The following is a 21,309-nucleotide window of genomic DNA, read 5'->3' on the forward strand; positions in this document are numbered from 1 at the left end:
TCTTTTATAGGCATTTTTTCATCTTTTACAAATCGCCAGCCTTCCTGCCCGGCTATAAAGCGGACTTATAATGATTTAATAAAAAGTAACCGGTAAGTAAGTAATGCTTTATTCATACAAAAAGATTGGAAAGATTTACCTTGTTCAATAGTACCCAACATTCTAAGGCTACCTGAAATCATGAATATAACTTTACTCAATCGCCCTTGTCTGTTATCAAAGGATGCAAGTCAGTTTTTACAATGGCTCAAAATGACAAATGATTGTGTCGGACGTAGAAAATGGCTGGAGTCACTGCTTACAGGACTGCTTCTTTTTACTTTATGCGGTATATGGTCAAGCGCGGCAGCCGCTCCGGTTCTCGCCCATATTGGAAAAAGAACAATCATTGTAGGCCATACGGTTGTTTTTGATGCCGATGCTACCACGGATATTGGTGTAAGACGTACGTTTTCACTGGTCAATGCGCCGGCAGGTACCTTAATTAATCCCGGAAACGGCAATTTTAGCTGGACGCCGCAAACTCCGGGTGTTTTTACGTTTGGCGTGAAAGTGACCGACAGCAGCCCGGAAGCATTGTCGGATGAAAAACAGGTAACGATTAATGTGCTGGATATATATGCTAACGATACCATCCGCATCAATGCCGGAGGAAAGGACTATATTACGGCTGACGGCCGGAAGTTCAGGGCGGATGCCTATTTTTCAGCAGCCGATCCAAGAACCAGTTCCATCGAAAGCGGCGATATCCTCAACACAACGGACGATGAACTGTACCGCTCGGGCCGCAGTTCTCGTGAATTTGTTTACCGGATGCCTGTACCCGATGGAGAATACAATGTAGTGCTGCATTTTGCCGAAATCTGGTTTGGCGCTCCGGGTGGGAGAAAAGGCAAACGGCGGTTCAATGTCAATATCAATGACGTTCGGAAACTCGAAGAATTTGATATAACTGCTCAGGCAGGCGGAGCGATGACAGCCACGCAGGTAACGATTCCCGTAACAATCACAAGCGGCGTAATCAATATCCGTTTTTACCAGGGTTCTGCGGATATGCCCCGGCTGGCTGCCCTTGAAGTGCTGATGACAAGCAGAATAACCAAAGCAAGCCTGCCCGCAATTGCCGATTCCTATGTACGCAGCGATCATTATGCCGACACCAATTACGGCTCTGCCGATTCGCTTTTTGTGAAAAGCGGTATGAATAAAGCGCGTGCATATATTAAATTTTCACTGTCAGGTTTAGGTCAGGTCAATTCCGCCAAACTGCGTATTTATGGTTCTTGTAATTGCCTGTACAGCAGCGGCGTGATAGCAAGGGGTATAAGCGATGACAGCTGGACAGAAAATGAAATCACCTGGAATAATGCGCCAACGGATGTAACTGGTTATTCCAGCCATACTGTTGTGACCGACAATCCTAAATATCATGATCTGGATGTAACGGAATTTATTCAGCAGCAGATTAACGGAGACGGAATTGCTACACTGTTACTGGAATGGACTGCACGTGATACCAGAAGCAATTACAACAGCCGTGAAAGCATTGCGAATCCGCCACAGTTAATTATCAATGCAGATGCTCCTGTAAATTCCAATACGAGATTAAATCAGGAATTGGCAAGTTCTGCTTTACCTTCCGAAGCAAAACTGGAGAAATCCGTCATTTACCCAAATCCTGCCCAAAGGCAATTTTCCATCACATTTTCTGAAAAGCATACCGGCGCTATTTCCCTGAATATTATCAATCGGCAGGGCAGAAGCATCCAAGTCGGAACAGTAGAGAAAAGCATTGCAAAGTCAAAAGCCGAAATTGATATTTCAAAACTGGCCGTCAGCAAAGGAATCCATATGCTGCAAATACAATCAGAAACCGAAACGGAAAGGATCAAATTGCTGATTACGGAGTAACTTTCAGGATTCGTTATTTTCATAAACAGGAACGTAAGCACGTAGTCAAAAAGCCGTCTGGATGTAAAATTGCAGCCGGCTTTTTGACGTTCTATACACAATTGACCCATTAACCCGATTATCAATCCTGGCATTTACAGTCCAGCCATTTTCCTCTAAATCCTTCATCCCTTTCCTCCATTTTCCCTTTTTCAAAAGCTTCAGGCACGATTATCTCTCCATCTGTACATTCGATTCCATACAATTATTTTGAACCGATTATAGTTATTTTGTAACTTCTATAAACATTCTTTTAATGCGAAGTTGGCTGTACGGATTGTTGTTGGTTGTCTGCATTTCAGGCAAAGGTGAACTTGCTCTGGCACAGTCCAATTCCTATCAGTTCGTGCGCTACAGTGCGGAAAAAGGACTTTCCCATAATCAGGTAAATTGTTTTCTGAAGGACCGCAAAGGTTTTGTCTGGATCGGAACGGCCGAAGGACTGAACCGTTTTGACGGATATTCCTTTAAAATATTCAAACACAATCCTGCTGATACCACAACGCTTTCCGACCATCATATTCTGGATCTGTTTGAAGATCCGGACGGCTATATCTGGATTCATACAAGAAAAGGCTACAATATTTATGATCCTTCCACTGAACGGATGGACAAAGAGGCAAATAAAGCTGCACGGCGGCTGGGATTGCCGGATGCGGATTTTAACCGGGTGTTGAAAAACAGCGATGGAAATTACTGGATCCATCACAACCGCCTTGGTTTGCTGAAATACATGCCTTCCGGCAAGCAGCTGATAAAAATAAATTACAACCCGCCAACGCAAAAGCGGGCCAGGCAGAAAGAAAAAGCACGAACGGTTATTTCAGATTTTAACGAAGATAAAAACGGTAATTTATGGATCGTTTACAACGACGGCTTCCTTGCAAGGCTGGGCTCGAAGAATTACAAACCGACATTTGAAAGCAGTTTGCTACAGGAAAAACAGACCGGAATTTCTGATAACCACCGGGTTTTTGTAGATCAGGACGGCGAGCCCTGGGTTTACATCATCAAAGCAGTTCGCGGGGCTTTTTACTTTGATCTTGAAAGTAATGAACTCGTTCCGGTCAACAAGGCAGCACCGGATTTCAGACTGAACAATAATATTGTAAGCGCCATCATTTCAGGTCCGGACGGGAAAATATGGATTGGAACGGATCACGGCGGGATCAACATGGTCGATAAGAAAAAAAAGGCTGTTTCTGTATTGCAGCACAATCCGAACGATCCGAAAACGATCAGCCAGAACAGTATTCTGGCCTTGTACAAGGATCAGACGGGCATGATCTGGGCGGGTACTTTCAAAACGGGTTTTTGCAATTATCATAAAAACATCTTCAAATTTTCCCTCATCCGGAATCTGCCTTCCAGCCCCGGCAGCCTTCCGTTCAATGATGTAAATGTTTTTGCAGAAGATAAAAAAGGGAATATCTGGATTGGTGCAAATGGCGGCGGACTCATTTATTACGACCGTAAAAATAACAGTTTCAGGCAATACAGGAATATTCCGGGCAATCCGAACAGTCTGAGCAATGACGTGGTTGTAAGTTTGTTGTTGGATAAAAGTGATATTTTGTGGATCGGGACCTATTTTGGCGGACTTAACAGCTTTGACGGAAAAACATTCCGGCGGTACTTGCACAATCCGGCTGATTCAACGAGTCTGATCGACGACCGCGTCTGGGAAATCTTCGAAGATTCAGAGCGCCGGCTCTGGATTGGTACGCTTGGCGACGGGCTTGACCTTTTTGACCGTCAGAAAAATACATTCCGCCATTTCCGTCCGTTTGCGCCCAATTCGATCAGTTCCGACTACATAGCAGCCATGATTGAGGATAAAGACGGCGATATCTGGATCGGTACCGCTTACGGGATTGATGTTCTGAAACGGAATGCCGGCCGGTTTGTGCATTTCGGGCACGATGCGAACAATCCTGGCAGTTTAAGCAGCGATAACGTGATTTCGCTTGAAGAGGACGCATTGGGTAATATCTGGGTCGGAACCGCGCAGGGATTGAATTTGTACGACAAAAAACGAAACAGATTTATTTCCTATGATTTAAAAGACGGTTTGCCCGATAATTCCATTCTGACCATTGCGGTAGACAGCAAACAGGATTTATGGCTGGGAACATCAAAGGGATTGGTACATTTTCGCATTGGTAAAAGGAACGGAACGCTTCCGGAGAAATTTGATATCCGTACCTATAATGAAGTGGATGGATTGCAGGGCAGGAGTTTCAATGAAAATGCGGCCATCCGCCTTCGCTCGGGCGAACTGATCTTTGGCGGAGCCAATGGTTTTTCAATCTTTTCGCCTGAGAAATGGCAGGATGAGCCTGTAAATTCCGATGTGGTATTAACTGATTTCCAGATTTTTAACAAAAGCATTAAGCCGGATGAAAAACTGAACGGAAAAGTGGTGCTGGAAAAGTCAATTTCGGTAACGGATGAAATCCGGCTTGAATACAGTCAGAATGTTTTCACAATCGAGTTTGCAGCGCTCAATTTCCTGCATTGGGATAAAAATCATTATCTGTATACGCTTCAAGGGTTTAATGATCAGTGGTTTGAGGCCGATAACAATACCCGAAAAGTCACTTACACCAATCTTGATCCCGGAAATTATGTTTTCAAAGTTCGGATTAAGGAAGGCAATGCTGTTTCAAAAGAAAGAATCCTGAAAATCCGGATTGATCCGCCTTTCTGGAAAACGCCGCTGGCCTATATCCTTTATGTTCTGACGATGATCGGTGCGCTTGCTGTTGCCCGCTGGGTATTGCTGGAACGGGAACGGCTGAATTTCAAAATTGAACAGGAAAGGAGGGAAGCTTTGCAGCTGCATGAACTGGATTTGATGAAAATCAAGTTTTTTACCAATGTAAGCCATGAATTCCGCACGCCGCTTACCCTGATGCTCACGCCGCTGGAAAGTCTGCTGAACAGCATTCATGCAGATTCGGGCGTCCGCAGCCAGTTGTCCATGATTCACCGGAATGCGCGCAGGCTGCTGAATCTGGTCACGCAATTGCTGGACTTTAAAAAACTGGAAGTAGAGGAAACCGAGTTCAGGCCGGAAAGAGGCGATATCATTCACTTTATCAGGGAAATCGCGCATACCTTTTCCTATTTGTCGGAACGGAAGCATATTGATTTCACTTGCATAACGGATGAAGATTCGCGCTTTGCCCTTTTTGATCAGGAGAAACTTTCCCGGATCATGTACAACCTGTTATCCAATGCTTTCAAGTTTACGCCGGAGCATGGAAAAGTATCTGTAAAAATCAGGATAATAAATGTGGAAAATGCGGAGCAACTGGAAGTAATCGTAGCGGATTCAGGCATCGGCATTCCGAAAGAAGCGCAGGAAAAGGTATTCGACCGTTTTTTTCAGCATACTTTACCGGACCATATGGTCAATCAGGGCAGCGGAATCGGTCTGGCTATTACAAAAGAATTTGTAAAGCTGCATGGCGGAACTATACAGGTAGAAAGCGAAGAAGGGAAAGGCAGTACTTTTACGATGTATTTACCACTGCATGCTGCTCCTTCCGGCCATATTGAAGCTGAGCCTGTACAAAAAATTGATGTAAGAGAAGAGTTGACTAATGCGGAAAAGCCGGACACTGAAAACAACAGGAACAAACCGGTATTGCTTTTGGCAGAAGATAATGACGAGTTTCGCGAGTACCTCAGAGAAGTGCTTCAGAAAGATTATCAGATTTATGAAGCGCCCAACGGCAGGATCGGTCTTGCGATCATACTGGATATTATTCCCGACCTGATCGTAAGCGACGTGATGATGCCTGAAATGGACGGTATGCAGCTTTGCCGGCGTGTAAAAACAGACAACCGGATTTCGCATATTCCCATCCTGTTACTGACGGCACGCGCCGAAGATGAACAGCAACTGCAGGGCTATGAAACCGGCGCGGATGCGTACGTTATCAAACCGTTCCGGCTGGATATTCTTCAGGCGCAGATCCGGAACCTGATTAGACTGCGGGAGCAATTTCAGAAACAGTTTCAGAAGCATATCCGCATTGAACCCAGTGAAATTACCGTCCTTTCTCTGGATGAACAGTTTATATCAAAAGCTGTAAAAGTCGTTGAGGAGCATATCGGAGATTCGGAGTTTACGGTGGAACAGCTGAGTTCGGAAATGGCCATGAGCCGCATGTACCTTTATAAGAAACTGCTGTCACTGACCGGTAAAACGCCGGTCGAATTCATCCGGATCATCCGTCTTCGAAGAGCTGCCGCGCTGTTGGAAAAAAGCAATTTTACCGTATCTGAAATCGCGTATCAGGTGGGCTTCAACAATCCGAAATATTTTGCCAGACAGTTTAAGGAAGAATACAAAGTACTGCCGACGGAGTTCCGGAAAAAGGAAGCAGTCGGTGAGTAAAAGGTCTTAAGCAAAATTTATAAGACATGTTAGAAGTTTAGTATAAAAGTGAGAGCATTGTAGAAAATATTGGTTTTAAGTCAATAAACTTGAAACGCTCATAACAACAATGCACTCACTTTCTATGTAACGGGCAGATTTGTGCTATTTGGAAATCAGAATTTTCCTGCTGTTCTGTAAGCCGTCTTGGTGTGTAATCACAAGGATGTAACTTCCTGCTGCAAGTCCGCTGACATCCACCTGTTTTACGGATGTTGTGGATTGGTAAACGGATTTGCCTTCATTAGATAACAACTGTATACTTTTGATCCCGTTCATACTTTCAGAGTCAATAAGGAGTTTGTCAGTTGCCGGATTTGGATAAACACTGATTGCATCTGCAGGTTTGTCCCCTTCAGGTTGTGTTTTGGCCTTGATCGTTTCTGACATATTACTGATGACATTTTCTCGCGCAGGCGAATTACTGCTGCCGGTCAGGTAATCAGGCACATAGCGCCATGGACCATAAAGCTGGCCTGTCAGTGCAAGTGCAGGATCGTATTTTATCCTTGTGCGTACTTTGGTAGAGGCACCCTGCTTGACGACTATGTTTTTAAGCTCAGTTCCTTTAAGCCCCAGACTGGCATACGCGTTCTGCGAGCCGGAAGATGCCGTGCTGTTGGTAATCACATTGTTACTGCCTTTGGAAAAGGCCTGTCCTTTTGGCTTTGTTTCCCAAACCAGCTTGCCTTTGCCGCCGCCCAAAAAGGATTTGGCATAAAGCCCTGCCCCAAAGTCGTTTTTAGCCTTTTGAGATTGGTTGATGATGGTTGTCAGATTGGAATTGTACAGCCGCAGGTTGTTTTGCAGATTTTTATTGGAGTTGTTGCCGTGATAAATTCGACAAGTACTTTTTCCTACCAAGTCACTAGCATTGTAATCTTGAGAATTCGATATAATGGCCAAATCTGCATATCCATCCCCGTTGATATCGCCTGCGGAACTTACGGAACTTAAATCAGTGATATAGTCAGCACCAGGTTGAATATTGTTTATTGTGTAGGATGGAGTGTTGCTATTAATACCTAAGAATGACCCGTAGTATATCAATAATTTACCATATAGAAAAGATGAAATCTCAATATCTTGGCTTATAATGATATCACTGTACCCATCCCCGTTCAAATCACCTGCACTTGAAACAGATTGCCCTATACGAGCATTATTCACGTTACCCTCAATAATAAAAGCAATAGGATTTAAACCAGTAGCAGCACCATAGTACATTATTGCTGCACCTTCCTGAAATATCCCGTTACTAAATCCAAACGCCCCAACAATTATGTCGCTATATCCATCACCATTCACATCGCCGGCAGAAGAAACCTTACTCCCCATATAAGCACCTGCATTGTCTTTCTCCAATTTTAAAACTGAATTCTTTAAGATTCCTGAAGGCGAACCATAATACACATAAGCTGCCCCTTCTTGTGTTTGCCCATTAGAATAAAAGGGTGCTCCTGCGATAATATCAGAATATCCGTCCCCATTGATATCCCCAGCATTAGACACTGACGAGCCTAGCTGTGCAGATTCCTTATCACTTTCCAATATAGTGACTGCAACTGGATTAATACCCGTTGCAGATCCATGATAAACAAAAATGGCACCTTCATCTTTTTGCCCGTTAGCATAGATTGAGCATCCTGTTAAAACATCATCAAAACCGTCACCGTTGACATCACCTGCACCGGAGACAGATGTCCAATAAATACTATTTTTAAGGCTCGTGCTTACATTTTTGTTAATTCCTTGAGCGGAGCCATAATATACTAATGCATCATCAGTTGGTTTACCATTAATAAGATAAGAGGCACCTCCAACGATAATATCATCAAATCCGTCCCCATTTACATCACCGGCACCAGACACATCTTCTCCAAATGCGCTAGTTACCGGATTATACTCAATTGTTGTGCTTGGATTGCTGCCAAGTCCTTGTGCAGAACCATGATAGATAAAAACAATCCCGGTATAGTTGTAGTCTGGTACCCCTACAATCAAATCGCTAAACCCGTCTCCATTCACATCACCAGCATCTGAGGTCTTCATACTTAGATATCCAACCTCCAATTTAGCAGCAAAGTTGTTTTCATTGACAATCCCATCCGCTTTGCCCATCCATACAAAGGCGGCTCCTTCATTAACCTGTCCTTTGTCATACAAGGGTGCGCCGGCAATTACATCGCTGTAACCGTCGCCGTTCACATCCCCGGCGCTGGCAACTATATTGCCCAGCTGGGCAGCGGCCTGATTGCCTTCCAAAGTGGAAACAGAATTTGCTGACAGGCCTGCAGCAGAGCCATGATAAACAAAGGCTGCACCTTCATTGCTTTCGCCAAGGTCATAGAAAAGTGCTCCTATGATCACATCGCTGTACCCGTCGCCGTTGACATCCCCGGCACTGGCCACCGAGTTGCCAAACTGTGCTTCGGCCTGGTTCTTTTCCAGCGTCATGGCTGCTGCTGCATTGACCCCCTGCGCTGAACCGTAATGCACAAACACTGCTCCTTCGTTGGCTTGCCCGTTATCATACATGCTGGCTCCGATGATTATGTCGCTGTATCCGTCTCCGTTCACATCCCCGGCTGTGTTGAGGCTATGGCCCAGGTATGCATTGGCCTGGTTGCTTTCCAGTACCTTTGCCGCCGCGGCATTGATGCCCAAAGCCGAACCATGGTAAACAAAGACCGCGCCTTCATCGGTCTGGCCCTTGTCATACTGCCGTCCGCTGACCAGGATGTCGCTGTACCCGTCGCCGTTCACATCTCCGGCGCCGCTGACCCGGTAACCGTACAAGGCATCTGCCTGATTTTCTTCCAGCAGCGTGGGGCTGGTGTTCAGGCCGGTAGCCGATCCCAGGTATAGGAATGCTGCCCCTTCGTTGACCTGTCCTTTGTCATACATAGATGCTCCGACAAGAACGTCACTGTACCCGTCACCGTTCACATCACCTGCCAACCCGACACTGCTGCCCATGTTGGCTTCGGCCTGGTTGCTTTCCAGAATCTGCGATGCGGTCTTGCTGATGCCCTGAGCCGAACCCAGGTACACAAATGCCGCCCCTTCATTGGCTTCTCCTTTGTCATACATATTGGCACCGACCACAATATCACTGTACCCGTCTTTGTTGATATCGCCTGCCGATGAGGCGTAAGCCCCGAAACGTGCCTCTTTCTGATCGGATTCCAGAATGGTTGCCGCTGCTGCATGGATGCCCACAGCACTGCCGTAATACACAAAGACCGCACCTTCATCAACCTGGCCATTGTCGTATTTGGAGGCGCAGGCCAGCACATCGCTGTACCCGTCCCCGTTGACATCTCCGGCGCTGGCCACCAAACTGCCCAGCCAGGCTTCGGCCTGGTTTGATTCCACAGACGTGCTAGCATTGGCCGGGTTGCCATTGGCTATGATCGGGTCAATGGTAACAGGATAAGCAGCATCGTGCACATCCACACTCAACCGGATCAGTCCATCCGTATAACCCAGGGTTGCGGGCAAGGTTTTCCCATGGGCATCCCAACACCGGATGTCTTTGTAAACCAGACTGGCCATGCGCTGGCCTTTGTCGTTGTCTTTATGAAACAATAATGCATTGCTTTCAAGGTCCTTGACTTTTAAGCCTTTTGCCGACAGCCTTACCTGCAGCTCCCTGGCAGCTTGCGGAGCAGCGTCAATGATGAAGTTCTGGCGCACGCCGTCTTCATTGTTGATGAATTCTTCGGTAAAGCCTGCATGTCTGATCAAAAGGGTATCCTGATGACTTTCCAGTGCTGCACTGGCCTGGGCTGAAAGGATCTTTTTACCGTCTGCATAAACACCTTCATTGACCAGCTGCAGTGAAAAGTTATGACCTGCCGAATCAATGCGGTTTTTAAGGGCTAATATGCCCGGCTTGTAACAGGCGCGCAGTCCATGCCGGCGGTTGGGACTCTGCATCGCTGCCTTCTGCTTATCGAACGTGATGTTGTATTCGCGTCGGGCCAGCTGCTGCTGAATGTCGGGCAAGGCGTCCGTACCGGATGGTGCCTTTTCCACTTTCTTTGCGGTCATTACCGTAGTATCCCTTTTTACCTGCGGTGATTCGTGCATCCAAGTCAGGTATGGCACTGCAACCAGCAAAGAAGAAAATAGGACATAGATCCCTGTCTTATAGTGTTGTTTCATGTGGTTGTTTTTACAATTAAAAATTGAATAATAGCTTAGCAGAAGGTTCTGCCTGACAAATATCAAAAAACAGCCAATTGTAAGTTTTCACAATGAGCAACAGGAAGGCACCAATGAGCAACGGGTATAAATCCTAGGCTAATAGTTATAATAAATGGAATTGCAGTTGTAATCACCTAAATCTGAAATCTCCTGAATAACTTCTTACAAGAAGGTGAATAGACCCGATTTTATAAAGTAAATATTGTATCCTGAGAAGATAGTTTTGCCGGAATAGTACAATTAATAGCGATAATGTTCTTAGTCGGGTGCGGATTGCTCTTAATGGCCTGAATATAGTTTTCAGCGCTTCATACGCCGGATAAAACCCTTTTAATCCGGAAATAATCCCCTTTTTTGAGGTCAGTTTACATTTGAACCCCCATCTGTTTACATTTGGTGCCCCACGGATAGCATTTTATCAGTCACATTTGTTCAATAATAAATTCGAATTATACTAAAAGATGGTGGTCGGGACGCTGTTATTGAAAATGTATAAACCGGGTTTGTTGGAAAGTGCATTTCTCAAAACTCAGAACAACATGCAAGAAAACGTGTACACAGCAAGAGGGGCGGAACAATGCCCTGTTTTACGAATGAAATTTCTTCGGCTTCCGCTTTTGTTCCTCGGAATGATGCTGGCCGCTGGAAATCTTTTTGCCCAGCAGGACGTCCGGAAAACGGTAACCGGTTCGGTATTGTCCGAAAACGGAAATGACGGAATTCCGGGCGTGAGCGTGGTCGTAAAAGGAACTTCCAACGGAACCACAACCAATACGGAAGGACAGTTTTCCATTGAAGCATCGTCGGGCAGCACGCTTGTTTTTTCATTCATCGGATATGAATCGAAAGAAGCCGTTGTCGGAAACAAAACAAACATAGAGATCAGATTGACAGAAAGCATTGCGAACCTGAACGAGGTGGTGGTGGTAGGTTATGGTGAAATGAAAAAAACGGATGTGTCCAGTTCGCAGGTGACGGTTTCCGGAAAGGATCTTGGCAAAACGATCAATACTTCGCTGGAACAGGGCCTGCAGGGCCGCGCTGCCAACGTAATGGTTCAGCAGAACTCGGGCCAGCCGGGAGCAGCGCCGTCAGTCTTGATCCGCGGACTCAGTTCGCTGACCGGCACAACGCAGCCATTGTACGTCATTGACGGTGTACAGATCAAGCCGGACAATATGAGGGATGATCCCAACAACCGCCCGACGGGTTTTTCCAACATTCTTTCCAGCATTAATCCGGACGATATTGAAACGATCAACGTATTGCAGGGACCTTCGGCAACGGCCATTTACGGCGCGGTGGGTGCCAACGGAGTCGTGATGATCACGACAAAAAGAGGAAAAGCGGGCGAGGCCAAAATCACATTCAACTCGCTGCTGACATTGCAGGCTGAGCCAAAGCACATTGACGTGATGAACCTGAGCCAGTATGCCCAGTTCAGGAACGAACTGGCAGCCATCGGCGGAACAGCAACAGATCCTGCCTTTGCAGATCCATCCGTACTTGGAAAAGGCACCGACTGGCAAAGTGCGTTATTCCGCCCGACAACTTTACAGAAATATTCCCTTGGGCTGAGCGGCGGAACGGAAAAGTCAACCTACTACTTGTCCGGCGAGTACTTCAACCAGAAAGGAATTGTGGAAGGCTCCGGTTTCAAACGGTACAATTCCCGTCTGAACCTTGAAAACCAGACACGCAGCTGGCTTAAAATCGGCGCAAACCTGAGCGTGGGTATTACGGAAGAAAAGGTGAATACTTCCAATGGAGGCATCATTCAGCTGGCACTTGACCAGAACCCGAGTGTGCCGGTAACAAACCCGGACGGAAGCTGGGGCGGACCGGCTACAACGCAGTTTCAGTTTTCAAACCCGGTTATGATCTCGAAAATAAACAATGATTACAACCGCCGTACTTCCATTCTGGGAAGCTTGTATGCAGATGTAAAACTGGCCAAAAACCTGACATGGCATACCGAAGCCAACGGAAGCTCGGAGTTTTTGAAATACTATTCCTATCACCCGTCTTATACCATCGGAGGCTACGTGGTTTCTCAGGATGCGGCCACTTCCACCCGTTCGGTAAATACCAATACCTGGTGGAGTTTGCACAGCCGGATGCAGTATGATCTGAAACTGGACCAGCATGCGGTTAATCTGATGGTCGGGCATGAAGCGCAGTCGTATACTTACGAATCCCTGACGGGAACACGCAGAAAGTTCATTACCAACACGATTGAAGAACTTTCGGGCGGAGACGGTTCTGTAATTTCCAATGTAAGCAACAACAGCGGTAAAGGATCGGGCTCGCGCGAGTCGTATTTTGCGCGTCTGAATTATAGTTTCAAAGACCGTTACATTGTACAGGGAACATACCGGATGGACGGATCTTCTGCTTTCCGGCAAGGTCGCCGCTGGGGCAATTTTCCTGCCGTATCCGTGGCCTGGAGAGTTTCCGAAGAAGAGTTCCTGAAAGGTGTCAGCAAGATCAATGATTTGAAGTTCCGTTTTGAAATGGGCCGTTCCGGAAATCAGGGAAGTGGCGGAAATGCTATTTACTCCACGCTGCAAACGGTTCCTACGGGCTGGGGAACGGGATTTCTTGCATCCAATTTTGCAAATGAGTTCCTGACCTGGGAAAAAGACGATGTGATCAACGGCGGTATGGACCTGCATATGTTCAGCAACCGCGTCGAACTGATTGTGGATGCTTATATCAAAAACATCAAAAGTCTGATTACGATCAATTCCTATCCGTTCAGCTACGGCGGCGACATTGCTTATTCTCCAGGATATCTGAGCTGGCCGTCTGTCAATGCGGGCTCCATGCGCAACAAGGGAATCGGTTTTACCTTGAACACGGTCAACATCGACAAAGGCGGTTTTTACTGGAAAACAGGGCTTAACTTATCCATTGACCGCAATAAGGTAACATCCCTTCTGAACCCGATCACACCGATCTGGAATGCCACTTCCGTCGGATTCAAGACTGAAGTCGGTCAGCCGGCGAGTATGATCACTGGGTACATTGCAGAAGGAATTTTTCAGGATGCGAACGATATTAAAAATCATGCTATACAGACTTCAAACGGTGAACTGACGATCAATCCGGCAACGGGAACCTGGGTGGGCGATACCAAATTCAAAGACCTGAACGGGGACGGCGTTATCGATGCGGAAGACCGTACCGTAATCGGCAATCCATGGCCGAAATTCACGCTGGGCTTCAATAACAACATGATGTACAAAAACTTCGAGCTGAATGCATTTCTGACCGGAAGTTTTAAAAATGATGTACTGAATTACCCGCGTTACCGTGCCGAAATCCCTGGAAATGGCGGAACGTTTGGAAACCAATGGCTTTCCGTGGCAGATTATGCCCGGCCAAGCAGCTACACGCTTGGAGATGCCGAGTCGGTAACGCTGACTAATCCCGGACACAACATTTCGCGAATTGCTCCCGGCGACCCGAACGGAAACAGCCGTATGAACACCAACTTCATCGAGGACGGTACTTATGTCCGTCTGAAAAATATCACGATCAGCTACAATTTCCCTAAAACAATGCTGAAAAACTTCTTCATCAGAGGGTTAAAGGCTTCTGTAGGCGCACAAAACCTGTTTACGATCACCAAATACAAAGGATACGATCCCGAGATCGGTATGGTGAATTACGGCGGTACCGTCATGGCCGGCATTGATACAGGCCGTTATCCTTCAGTCCGTATGTACTCATTTGGCCTGCTCGCAGATTTTTAAAAACGAAAGCCAAAAACCAAAAGCTGGAAGCTAAAAGCCACTTACAAACAGTATAAAAAAATATTTTCATGCAATTCAAGATAAAACTCATAGCAGCAATAGGAGCAATGATGCTCATGCAGGGATGCAGCGAAGACTTTCTGGACCGTCCGCCGGTGGACGCGCTGACTTCCGGTAATTTTTACAAGACAGACGAGGAAATCATGGCCGGGACAGCGCCGCTTTATAACATCGTCTGGTTTGATTTCAATGACAAGGCCAACATGGCTTTTCAGGAAGCGCGCGCCGGGAACCTGAATTCCAATGATCGTACGGCTTATGTCAAGCATGCAATTGCCTCTACCGATGCGGGTACTTTGCTTCCGGGTTACAAATCGTTTTACAAAATCATCGCGCAGAGCAACAACGCCTACAAAGCCATCAAGGAAGCTTCGGGAAGTACGGCTTCTGCTGCGGTTAAAAATCAGGGTCTGGGCGAGTGCCGCTTTATGCGCGGAACGGCCTACTATTACCTTGTAGCCAACTGGGGAGCTGTTCCAATCGTGTATGACAACGTAGCGCAGATCAATGAAGCGCCTGTCAGAAACCGGATTGAGGATGTATGGAAAGTAATTATCCATGATTTCCGTTATGCTGCCGCCACGCTTCCTGCCACAGCCGTACAAGGCCGTCTGACCAAATATTCGGCAGAAGGAATGCTTGCGAGAATGTATCTGATGCGTGCGGGCCTGAACCAGAACGGAACACGCAACCAGTCGGATCTGGACAGTGCGAAATATTATGCTGAGGATGTCATTACAAACAGCGGCCTTTCGCTGGCACCGACTTACTCGGAACTGTTTATGAGTGCCAACAACAACAGCACGAAAAACAATCCGGAAAGTCTTTTTGCCTTGCAATGGATGCCGTTGAGCAGTCCATGGGGAATCAACAATTCGTTTCAGGCTTATTTTGCTTATGAATCTGCGATCACAACAACGGGCGATGGCTGGGGCGCGGCACAGGGCGTATCGGCAGATCTGGTCAAGTATTTTACCGAGAACCCGGCTGATTCCCTGAGAAGAAAGGCAATCGGGATGTTTGACGGTGATGTATACCCGGAAATCAACAAGGCAAACGGCGGTCTTAAATATAACAGGCCGGCAGCTTTGTCCGCAATCAAGAAGTACATCATTGGCTCACCTGCAGATAATGGCGGTCTGGGCGGTTTCATGGCTGCAAACATCAATTCCTACATGCTTCGCCTGGCAGAAGTTTACCTGATTTATGCGGATGCCGTTCTGGGCAACAATACCACAACAAGTGATCCGAAAGCGCTGGCTTACGTGAATGCGGTACGCAAAAGGGCAGGGCTTCCCGCACGGACTTCGCTGACTTTTGAACAGATTTTTCAGGAACGCCGGATTGAAACCGTATTTGAAGGCAATTCATGGAACGAGATCGTGCGCTGGTACTATTTCAATCCGGCAAAAGCCATTGCTTACACGGCAGCGCAGCACAAAGAAAATTATACCATATCTTATGTTCCGGGTACGACCAATCCTAAAAAGTATACGGTAACGTATTCGCCGGCTGAATTTTACCCGCTTACAGCTGCCACATTGTACCTGCCGTTTCCCGAAGCGGAAATCGTGAATGCACCTTCCCTGAACGGCGAGCCTGTCGCATTTGATTTCAGCAAACTTGTTGATTAACCCTAAAAAAGAAAGATATGAATTTAAGAAATGTATATAAAGCCGGATTCGGATTAATTGCTGCACTGGGCATGCTGCTGGGTTTTCAGAGTTGTGAAAACAAGGATGTGGACGGAACTCCGGTCATCAATAATGTAAGATTGCTGGACCCGGCCGCGGCCGACAGTTCTCTGAACGGCGCATTGCCGGGCAGTCTGGTTGTCATTCAGGGAGAAAACCTTCAGAGCGTACTGAAAGTGTATTTCAATGATTTTGAAGCCACCTTTAATTCAGCGCTCGGAAGTGATAAAAACATTGTGATCGAAATACCCGCAGAAGCTCCGACCAAGGCGGTGAAAGCAGATGTTTCCAACAAGATCCGGGTGGTGACAAAAGGCGGTGAAGCTACTTACGATTTCAGCCTGACTTCGCCTGAGCCTCGTCTGGACGGACTGTATTCCGAATTTGTAAAACCCGGCGGTACCATTATTCTCAACGGGGATTATTTCTATAATATCAAGAATGTAAAACTGGGCGCTGCAAACCTGGAAATTCTGAGTACTTCGGAAAAGGAAATAAGGGCCAGAATGCCCGCAGCAGGAAGCATTGATTACATTACGGTAGAAGGAGAATTCGGTACGGCAAAAACCAATTTCAAGCTGAACGATACAACCGTTTACATGATGAATTTCGATGTGCCGGTAACAACGTGGGGTGCGACAGTTTGCTACGGAAGTGCCCCGATTATCCCCGCAACAGATCCCGGCGCCATTTCAGGCAAGTATTCAAGAATCAAACAAACCAAGCTTCCTGCAACAGGCTATGACGATAAATGGGTGCTGGCAAGCTGTAACTTCAATTTTAAACTTTCTGCCGGCGCAGCAGAAGACCGGCTTTTCAAATTTGAGCACAATGTTGCCGAAGCATGGAAAGCGGGCAGGTATGAAATCACGCTGAACGCCGGTGCAACGGATTATATTTATTCTTTCCAGCCCTGGAATTCAACAGAATACCAATCAACCGGTTACATGACAAATGGCTGGAAAACGGCAGTAATTGAGCTGGCCGAATTCAAAAGTTCATCCGGTGCAACGATTGCCGATGTATCCAAAATCACCGACCTGAAAGTTTCGTTCGGAACGCCGGACAAGGTGATCGATTCTTTCAATACAAGTGTGGACAATTTCCGGATTGTAGCGAAGTAGGTTTTTTTTGGGAGAAAGGCAGGAGGGAGGAAGGAGGAAGACAGAAGAGACATGATATGGTCATTTTTTGCTTTTTTCTTTTCCTCCTTTTTTCTTTTTTTCCTTTTTTTTCTTCTCCTTTTTCCCTTCTCCCTTCTTTCCTTTAAATTAAAGCGCATGATTTTTGCCTGTACACGTCCAGATTGGAAATGATCTGATTTGTATAATGGTATGACCAATGAGTAACAAAGGCAAAAACGGAAAGCTGAAAAGTGAAAGCCTGATGATTGGCGGAACGGAACAATGGATTCACTATAACGATTCCCGTCTTCACGAACCGCTTATTCTGTTCCTTCACGGTGGTCCCGGTGTTGTGCAGGTTCCCATGCTCACCAGATACTGCCAGTCGCTTTATGAACATTTTTTGCTTGTACACTGGGATCAGCGCGGAGCAGGGAGAAGTTACCATTTTCTGGATAAAACAGACCTTACCGTACAGATTCTGGTAAATGACGGCATTGAACTTTCCCGGGTTTTGTGTCAGAAGTTTAATAAAAGGAAGGTTATTTTGCTTGGGCATTCGTGGGGAACTGCCTTAGGCGTACTCATGTGCAAGGTGGCTCCCGGGCTGTTTCACAAATACATAGGCATTGGCCAGGTCGGTAACTGGCTGAAAGGAGAACACATTTCGTACCATTTTACATGCGATCAGGCGATCAGAAGAAAGAAGTCTGTTGCTTTGAAATTACTGGAAAAAATAGGTCCGCCGCCTTACAAGAATATAGTTGAACTTCTGATCCAAAGAACTTTACTGATCCGGTTTGGCGGCGGAATGTACAGCGGGAAATCGGCGCTGAACATGATTCCGGAATATGTACTTTGGGGCAAATCTTCCTTTTTACGCATTCCGCAGGTGACGGCCGGTAGCTGGTATTCAACAGCTTCCTTATGGGAACAATGCCTTGCCATTGACCTGAATCTGCTTGCTCCTGAACTGCAGGTTCCGGTTTGTTTCATTACGGGGCGTCACGATTACCAGATTCCGTTTGCATGCGCAGAGGAGTATTTTCATAATCTTGTTGCGCCGGAAAAGTCATGGTACTGGTTTGAGAACTCCGCCCATACCCCTTTCATTGAAGAAACTGAAAAGTTTAACAAGCTTATTGTCAATGAAATCCTTTCTGACAAAATACACTTTTTGTAACATCGCCTTCTGCTGAATTCTTCTTGATTGCTTGCGCTTTATAACCGCAGTATACAAAATACTGACGGATCCGTCATCGTGCAAAGCAGGAATGTATTCTGATAAATGCTGCTTGCTTTTTCATGTAAATGCCTTGTTTGATCATTTCATTTATCCCTGTGTTTACCACAAGAATCAGCTACTATACCACGAAGTAGTTTCGCTGGTTATTCAACTAACTAGATGATTTATTAAATTAGATTATGAATTCAGATTCAAAGCGAAATGAGCAATCAAATATACATATACATCAATCAATCTTTTTACTTCAAATCAGTATATTAAATATGATCCAGATCATTATCTCCATCGCATTTTTTATTACATTTTCTGTTTGGGTATTTAGAGAACAGATTCATCAATGGCTGGACAACAGATGATGTTTTTAATGATTTAATTATTTTGGGTGTTTTGATTAGAGCCGAATTTTTTCGGCTCTTTTTTTATTTTATAATACGCATGTTATAAGATTTAAAGAAGAAAAATTAAAAATACAAAAAAATTTAGTGTAAGATTTCTTCTATATTGATTTGCTGTCAGGTTATTATTTTTAATAACTTAAATTATTTATTTGTTTTTATAATTTGAAATCCATTGTTCTTTATTAGTTAAGTTGGATAGAACATCATGTTTTCCGTTAATGAAGGTTTAACTCATTCATTCGTATTAATTCTTATGTGATTATAGATGTAAATACAGGAGTTTACCGGTTTGAGTAAGATTTACTTGTTGTTTCTTAATTGATTGTTATTTAAAGTATAAGCTTATTTCAGGATGTTCTGATAATCAGGAGTTATACATATTTTATGGTTGTCAATAAATGTCATAACTATTTGTCAAACGTTTTTTAATGTTTCGTGTAAAATAAATTAAAAGATCAATTTGATTTACTTATAGTTTAATTGAAACACTTTTTTAGTTCAAATTTGTAAAGAAATTTAATGCTTTAATCAGGTTAATAGAGTCATTTTCAATTCATTCTTTTTTTCAAAAGTGAATGGATAATTTGTGTTTGGGTATTTAAATTGAATTATTAATTTTGATGAAATTAATTTATTTTCCTTCCTCAAATTAAAAAAATGAAAAAGTTTATTCTTGTATTGCTGCCTTATTTATTATTCATTTCCTGTTCAAAAGAACCGGATTTGAATCCTGATTTAGCTACCAAAGTAACCGGTGTTTATCGGGCAACTTATGCTGACATTAATAAAACGGCTTCCGCATTGCCGACGGATGCAATTGATATCAGTCTCCGCTTGGATCGGGTGGATGTCAAAGTTGTAGATTGTACACTTATGACCAGCATTTCCGGTGTGAAAAATGAAACGTCAGGTAAGTTGAATCTGGAAAGTTCAGATGACAAAATTCGTATGCTGAATGGAAGAAGTGAATTCGGTTATATAAAAGGGAATGAACTTACAGTGGAATATGTCAACAAAGACGGATCAAAAGTATTGATAAAAGCCAAAAAGAAGCCGACCAATATTTGAGTTTCAGAAGTTGATTCCTTCAATCTGATTTATTGATAAAGCATGAAACCCCCGAAAGATTCTGAAATATAATTCAGAATCTTTCGGGGGTTTCATTTTGAATGGTAGGCTGCCTGGTCTTTATGCCTGCTCGATATACCGGAATATGAAAATAAAGCTTTTTTTATTGTCAGGTATGATTAACGATCATCCGGATTTTGCCGTCCAGTTCTTCCACTGCCTTTTCGAGCACCAGCAATTCTTCCCTGTCTGTGACGTAATCCTCACTTTTGATCAGTTCCATGATTCCCATGATTGTTGAAACTGGACGCCTGAGTTCGTGTGACTGCATGAAGGCAATTTTCTTCAGGGAATCATTCTGGGCCATGACCAGTTTTTCCTGACTGATTCTTTTGGTAATATCCGTAGCGTTAAACGATACGCCGATGATTTCTCCTGCCGGATTGTATGCCGGTTCATACGTCATATACCACCAGATCGCAGCATGCTCATAATGAAGGTAATTTTCGGACACCGCAGAATTTCCGTCCAGTGCATTTTTGTAGTTTTCGATAAAGCTCTGAAAGTGATCCTTGTGTACAAAAGACCGAATGTCTGCTCCTTCGGAAATGGTGTGGTCAAAGGTGCTTGAAATAAACTTTTCCAGTGATTGGTTGAACGCAAGAATTTCAAAATTCCTACCCAGCAGCAGGTGACAGGATTTGGAGCTTTCAAAAAAGGATCTGAGCTTGATTTCTGAATTTTTGGCTTCGGTAAACTGCTTTTTCAGGATCGTGATACTGATTTCAAATTCCAGGATATAAATGACCTGCCGTGAGAGTACTTCCAGCATTTGCAACTGCAGCGTCGACAACAACTTTGGACTTTGGTCAATTACACACAAGCTGCCAAGATTGTGCCCGTCCTGTGTTGTCAGCGGTGCGCCGGCATAAAACCGGATATTCGGATTGTCCGTCACAAGCGGGTTGCTTGAGAAACGCCCGTCGAGTAAAGCATCGGGCACCATCATAACCTGGTCCTGTTCAATAACGTGGGCACAAAACGCATCTTTTTTGTTGGTTGTTTCCCTGTCAAAACCAACTTTAAACTTGATGTACTGCGTTTTGTCGTCCAGCAGCGTGATAAGCGCTGTAGAGGTGCCGCAGATTTCGGCTGCCATTCTTACAATATCATTCAGTTCTTTCTCCTTGTCAATTTCAAGTGTAAGAAAGCGGTTTACAGCCTGTAAACGTTCTAGTTCTCTTAATGGCATGCCGGTAAATACATTTGTTGATTACTCCAGTCAGGCAATTAACAAAAAAAGATTTTAGAAGTAGTTCTATTTGACATATAATTTTTTCATATGTTTACAT

9 protein-coding genes are annotated in these 21,309 nt (G+C 44.9%); 7 read left to right on the forward strand and 2 right to left on the reverse strand.

Going from position 1 to position 21,309, the window contains the following annotated elements:
• The first annotated feature begins 180 nt into the window (after window positions 1-180).
• Together FEM55_RS16970 and FEM55_RS16975 are read left to right on the forward strand one after the other, a co-directional pair.
• Entirely contained in the window at window positions 181-1,911 is a 1,731-nt protein-coding gene (locus FEM55_RS16970) for a CBM96 family carbohydrate-binding protein (RefSeq protein WP_138282522.1), read from the forward strand.
• A 295-nt stretch (window positions 1,912-2,206) separates the two neighbouring features.
• Window positions 2,207-6,358 (forward strand): two-component regulator propeller domain-containing protein, encoded by a 4,152-nt coding sequence (locus FEM55_RS16975; RefSeq protein ID WP_138282523.1) that lies wholly within the window; start codon window positions 2,207-2,209, stop codon window positions 6,356-6,358.
• Between the two features lie 144 nt (window positions 6,359-6,502).
• Here the strand turns inward: FEM55_RS16975 and FEM55_RS16980 are convergent, their stop codons facing one another.
• Window positions 6,503-10,567, reverse strand: coding sequence for an FG-GAP-like repeat-containing protein (locus tag FEM55_RS16980; RefSeq protein WP_138282524.1), 4,065 nt, complete (start codon window positions 10,565-10,567; stop codon window positions 6,503-6,505).
• A gap of 635 nt (window positions 10,568-11,202) precedes the next feature.
• Between FEM55_RS16980 and FEM55_RS16985 the strand changes: the two genes are divergently transcribed.
• The 5 genes from FEM55_RS16985 to FEM55_RS17005 all read left to right on the forward strand — a co-directional run bounded on the left by FEM55_RS16985 (window position 11,203) and on the right by FEM55_RS17005 (window position 19,957).
• Window positions 11,203-14,367, forward strand: a complete 3,165-nt coding sequence (locus tag FEM55_RS16985) for a SusC/RagA family TonB-linked outer membrane protein (protein ID WP_171036590.1) — start codon at window positions 11,203-11,205, stop codon at window positions 14,365-14,367.
• A 68-nt stretch (window positions 14,368-14,435) separates the two neighbouring features.
• Window positions 14,436-16,061 carry a RagB/SusD family nutrient uptake outer membrane protein gene (locus tag FEM55_RS16990; RefSeq protein ID WP_138282526.1) on the forward strand — a complete coding sequence of 542 codons (1,626 nt, stop codon included), beginning with the start codon at window positions 14,436-14,438 and terminating at the stop codon, window positions 16,059-16,061.
• Window positions 16,062-16,078: 17 nt separating this feature from the next.
• Entirely contained in the window at window positions 16,079-17,245 is a 1,167-nt protein-coding gene (locus FEM55_RS16995) for a glycan-binding surface protein (protein ID WP_138282527.1), read from the forward strand.
• 217 nt (window positions 17,246-17,462) lie between these two features.
• Window positions 17,463-18,428 (forward strand): alpha/beta fold hydrolase, encoded by a 966-nt coding sequence (locus FEM55_RS17000; protein WP_138282528.1) that lies wholly within the window; start codon window positions 17,463-17,465, stop codon window positions 18,426-18,428.
• Window positions 18,429-19,546: 1,118 nt separating this feature from the next.
• Window positions 19,547-19,957 carry a hypothetical protein gene (locus FEM55_RS17005; protein WP_138282529.1) on the forward strand — a complete coding sequence of 137 codons (411 nt, stop codon included), beginning with the start codon at window positions 19,547-19,549 and terminating at the stop codon, window positions 19,955-19,957.
• A gap of 169 nt (window positions 19,958-20,126) precedes the next feature.
• Here FEM55_RS17005 and FEM55_RS17010 read toward each other — a convergent pair whose 3' ends face one another.
• The gene (locus FEM55_RS17010) at window positions 20,127-21,209 is read right to left on the reverse strand and encodes a GAF domain-containing protein (RefSeq protein WP_138282530.1); all 1,083 of its coding nucleotides are present in this window, start codon (window positions 21,207-21,209) and stop codon (window positions 20,127-20,129) included.
• Window positions 21,210-21,309: the final 100 nt, after the last annotated feature.

It is taken from the genome of Dyadobacter sediminis (genome assembly GCF_005860765.1).
Classification (GTDB): Bacteria; Bacteroidota; Bacteroidia; order Cytophagales; family Spirosomataceae; genus Dyadobacter; species Dyadobacter sediminis.

What these genes read in the sequence shown, in the direction of transcription:
- FEM55_RS16995 (WP_138282527.1), top strand. Translation starts at nt 16,079, where the DNA reads ATGAATTTAAGAAATGTATATAAAGCCGGATTCGGATTAATTGCTGCA.
- FEM55_RS17010 (WP_138282530.1), bottom strand. Translation starts at nt 21,209, where the DNA reads ATGCCATTAAGAGAACTAGAACGTTTACAGGCTGTAAACCGCTTTCTT.
- FEM55_RS17005 (WP_138282529.1), top strand. Translation starts at nt 19,547, where the DNA reads ATGAAAAAGTTTATTCTTGTATTGCTGCCTTATTTATTATTCATTTCC.
- FEM55_RS16970 (WP_138282522.1), top strand. Translation starts at nt 181, where the DNA reads ATGAATATAACTTTACTCAATCGCCCTTGTCTGTTATCAAAGGATGCA.
- FEM55_RS17000 (WP_138282528.1), top strand. Translation starts at nt 17,463, where the DNA reads ATGAGTAACAAAGGCAAAAACGGAAAGCTGAAAAGTGAAAGCCTGATG.
- FEM55_RS16985 (WP_171036590.1), top strand. Translation starts at nt 11,203, where the DNA reads ATGAAATTTCTTCGGCTTCCGCTTTTGTTCCTCGGAATGATGCTGGCC.
- FEM55_RS16975 (WP_138282523.1), top strand. Translation starts at nt 2,207, where the DNA reads ATGCGAAGTTGGCTGTACGGATTGTTGTTGGTTGTCTGCATTTCAGGC.
- FEM55_RS16980 (WP_138282524.1), bottom strand. Translation starts at nt 10,567, where the DNA reads ATGAAACAACACTATAAGACAGGGATCTATGTCCTATTTTCTTCTTTG.
- FEM55_RS16990 (WP_138282526.1), top strand. Translation starts at nt 14,436, where the DNA reads ATGCAATTCAAGATAAAACTCATAGCAGCAATAGGAGCAATGATGCTC.